Raw genomic sequence first — 4,121 nt, 5'->3', positions numbered from 1 at the left:
ATAAAAAATATCAATCTTCTTCCCTATCACGAAATTGGCAAAGATAAATACAATAGGCTAGGGCTCGACTATAAAGGGCATTTGATGAAAGTTCCATCTGATGAAAAACTAAAAGAATTCAAATCTTTATTTGAACAATATAATTTTGAAGTTAAAATAGGAGGTTAGAAAATGGAAAGAGGCATGAATGAAAGAATCAAAAAACTTAGAAGACAAAGTTTAGATGCAATTCCCCACATATCAATCGAAAGAGCTATTTTGATGACTGAGGCATATGAAAAATATGCTGGTTCTGTCGACACTCCCGTTTTAAGAGCTTTAGCTTTTAAACATTTAATGGAAAATAGAACCCTTTGCATAAATGAAAATGAGCTAATAGTTGGTGAGAAAGCAGACGCTCCTCAAGCCGCACCTAGTTTTCCTGAATTATGTTGCCATACACTAGAAGATTTTGATGTGATGGATTCAAGGGATAAAATTTCATTTAAAGTAAGTGACAAAATAAAGTCTATTCAGCGAGACAAAATCATTCCTTATTGGAAGCATCGCTCAATCAGAAATATGATATTTGATCATATGACTCCCGAATGGGTTGATTGCTATGAAAATGGCATATTCACAGAATTTATGGAACAAAGAGGCCCTGGACACACTGTTGCTGATGGAAAAATGTATAAAAAAGGTTTTCTAGATTTTAAAAAAGATATAGAAACAGCTATATCAAAATTAGATTATATCAATGATAAAGAAGCTTATAATAAAAAGAATCAACTAAATGCTATGGGCATTTGCTGTGATGCAATAATTACCTATGGCAAACGCTATGCTTCGTATGCACGAGAATTAGCCGAAAATGAAACTAACGAGACTAGAAAATCCGAATTACTTCAAATAGCTGCCAATTGTGAAGTTGTCCCTGCACATGCACCTAAAACTTTCCATCAAGCTATTCAAATGTATTGGTTTGTTCATATTGGTGTTACAACAGAACTAAACATTTGGGATGCTTTTAGTCCTGGTCGATTAGATCAACACCTAAACCCATTCTATGAAAAAGAAATTAGCGAAGGTTCCCTAACTCCTGAAAACGCAAAAGAACTTCTAGAATGTCTTTGGGTAAAATTCAATAACCAACCCGCTCCTCCAAAAGTAGGTATCACTCTAAAAGAAAGTGGTACTTACACAGACTTTGCAAATTTAAATACTGGTGGAGTGACATCGGATGGACATGATGGTATAAATGAAGTCAGCTACTTGATATTAGACACTATGGATGAAATGAAGCTTTTACAACCTAGTTCTAATGTGCAGATCAGTAAAAAAACACCTCACAAATTTGTCAAAAGAGCTTGCGAAATTTCGAGAAAAGGTTGGGGTCAACCAGCATTTTACAATACAGATGCTATAATTCAAGAGCTATTAAATGCAGGCAAAAGCATTGAAGATGCTCGTGAAGGTGGTACAAGTGGTTGTGTTGAAACTGGCGCTTATGGAAAAGAAGCTTATATACTGACTGGATATATGAATCTACCAAAAATACTAGAAATAACATTAAACAATGGCTATGATAAAATTGCTCAAAAACAACTTGGTATAAAAACTGGTCTTGCCAAAGATTTCAACAGCTATGATGAATTATTTGATGCATTTAAAAAGCAATTACACCACTTTGTCAATATAAAAATAAAAGGAAACAATGTGATCGAAAATATATATGCTAAGCACATGCCTGCTCCATTCTTGTCTATAGTTGTAAGTGATTGTATAACAAATGGAAAAGACTATAATGCTGGTGGTGCTAGATACAATACTAACTATATTCAAGGCGTTGGTATTGGAACTATAACAGATTGTCTTTCTTCTATAAAATACAATGTATTTGACAAAAAGAAATTTGATATGAATGAACTTATGAATGCTTTAGATGCAAATTTTGAAGGCTATGAACAAATTAAGAATATAGTAACAAATAAAACGCCTAAGTATGGTAACGATGATGATTACGCCGATGAATTGATGCTAGATGCCTTTAACGCATTCTACGAAGAAGTTACTGACAGAAAGAATATGAAGGGTGGTTATTATAGAATTAACATGCTTCCTACTACTTGCCATGTTCACTTTGGTTCTGTAATGGGGGCTAGCCCAAATGGCAGATTAGCACACAAACCTCTTTCAGAAGGTATTTCTCCTGCAAAAGGTGCTGATAGAAATGGTCCTACTGCCGTAATTAAATCTGCTTCAAAAATGGATCATCTACGAACTGGAGGCACTTTGTTGAATCAAAAGTTTACTCCATCAGTCGTTGCCGGTAATGAAGGTCTAGAAAATATGGCTGCTTTTGTAAAATCTTATTTCACTATGGATGGTCATCATATACAATTCAATGTAATTGACAAACAAACACTTATTGATGCTCAAAATAACCCTGATGAATATAAAGATTTAATTGTCAGAGTAGCTGGCTACAGCGATCATTTCCACAATCTGAGCAAAGCTTTGCAAGATGAAATAATCGAAAGAACAGAACAATCATTCTAAATTTATAAATACAACTTAATTTCAAGGAGGAGTTTAACATGGATAAGAAAATAGGTTTTATAGGCTGCGGAAATATGGGAAGAGCTATGATAGGTGGAATAGTAAATTCTAATCTAGTAAAACCAGAAAATGTAATAGTTGCTGATGGTTATCAAGGAAGCCTCGACATAGCAAAAAAAGAATACGGTGTATTAACAACTATGGACAATACAGAGGTTGCCAAAACTTCAGATATAATTGTTTTGTCTGTAAAACCAAACATATATGACATAGTAATTTCAGATATAAAAGCTCATGTAAAAGACGACGTAGTAATAGTTATAATAGCTGCTGGAAAATCAGTGAAGAGTATAGAAGAAGCTTTTGAAAAAGACATAAAAGTCGTTAGAACCATGCCAAATACTCCTGCTTTAGTGGGAGAAGGTATGGCATGCATTTGTCCTAATCCAAAACTTTCAAAAGACGATATGGATGCTGTGGTTAGCTTATTTGAGAGCTTTGGAAAAGTTGAATTAGTTGATGAAAAATTAATGGATGTAGTTACATCTACTAGTGGATCTTCTCCAGCATATGTTTTTATGTTCATTGAAGCAATGGCAGATGCAGCTGTTTTAGATGGTATGCCTAGAAATAAAGCCTATAATATAGCTGCTCAAGCTGTTTTAGGTTCTGCGAAAATGGTTCTAGAAACTGGCAAACATCCAGGTGAGTTAAAAGATATGGTTTGCTCTCCTGCCGGAACAACTATCGAAGCTGTCGCATCACTTGAAGAAGATGGATTTAGATCTTCTGTCATCAAAGCCATGAGAAAATGCACTGAAAAATCTAAAAAAATGTCTAAATAATTCAATAATCAAAAATGCAATTGTACTTAAAAATTGAGTACAATTGCATTTTTGATATTATGCCATTCTAGAGAAGTACTAGCTTGTTTTTTAATACCCACACAAAATTTCCTTGAGTAGTTCTCCATCAATATTTCCACCAGATAAAACTAGAGCAACATTTTTACCACCGATTCGCTCTTTATAGTCAAAAACCGCCGCTACAGTTGTGCAGCTCCCTGCCTCTACTATATACTTTTCATCCTTAGCCATAAAACTAACAGCTTTTGCTATAGATTCCTCTGACACTACTATAAAATCATCTACAAGCGTCTTTGCCATATCATAACTAAGTTTTCCGCTTCCCCCAACTAATGCATCGCAAATCGAATCCTTAATCTCATAACTCTCATAAAAAACTCCATCTTCATATGATTTAACCATTGCAGGACAAGCTTCTGTCTGGACACCAACTATCCTAATTTCTGGATTCATCGCTTTAATATACGTGGCTATCCCTGTTATAAGACCTCCTCCCCCAATTGGCACTACTATAGTATCTATATTGCTATTTTGTTTTAATATTTCAATACCTATCGTTCCCTGACCTGCATAAACCTTAGGATCACTATAATAAGCATCTATATAGGTCATATCGTGTTCTTCAATATATTTCATTCCCAAAGAATGTGCCTCATCATAATCTTTTCCAAGTAACATTGCAGTTCCGCCAAAATACTCTATTTTATCAATTTT

The 4,121-nt window shown here is 34.4% G+C and carries 3 protein-coding genes; 2 read left to right on the top strand and 1 reads right to left on the bottom strand.

The window, feature by feature from the left end; genetic code table 11:
* The first annotated feature begins 171 nt into the window (after positions 1-171).
* Together N4A40_04295 and proC are read left to right on the top strand one after the other, a co-directional pair.
* On the top strand, positions 172-2,541 hold the full coding sequence (locus N4A40_04295; protein MCT4661060.1) for a glycyl radical protein: 2,370 nt from the start codon (positions 172-174) through the stop codon (positions 2,539-2,541).
* Between the two features lie 38 nt (positions 2,542-2,579).
* Entirely contained in the window at positions 2,580-3,386 is an 807-nt protein-coding gene (gene proC / locus N4A40_04290) for a pyrroline-5-carboxylate reductase (protein MCT4661059.1), read from the top strand.
* A 90-nt stretch (positions 3,387-3,476) separates the two neighbouring features.
* Here the strand turns inward: proC and N4A40_04285 are convergent.
* Positions 3,477-4,121: pyridoxal-phosphate dependent enzyme (locus N4A40_04285; protein MCT4661058.1), on the bottom strand; the 645-nt coding region annotated here is incomplete at its 5' end.

The organism is Tissierellales bacterium, assembly GCA_025210965.1.
Classification (GTDB): Bacteria; Bacillota; Clostridia; order Tissierellales; family JAOAQY01; genus JAOAQY01.
The sequence above is the reverse complement of the archived record's forward strand: the minus strand, read 5'-3'. Positions and strand labels throughout refer to the sequence as shown.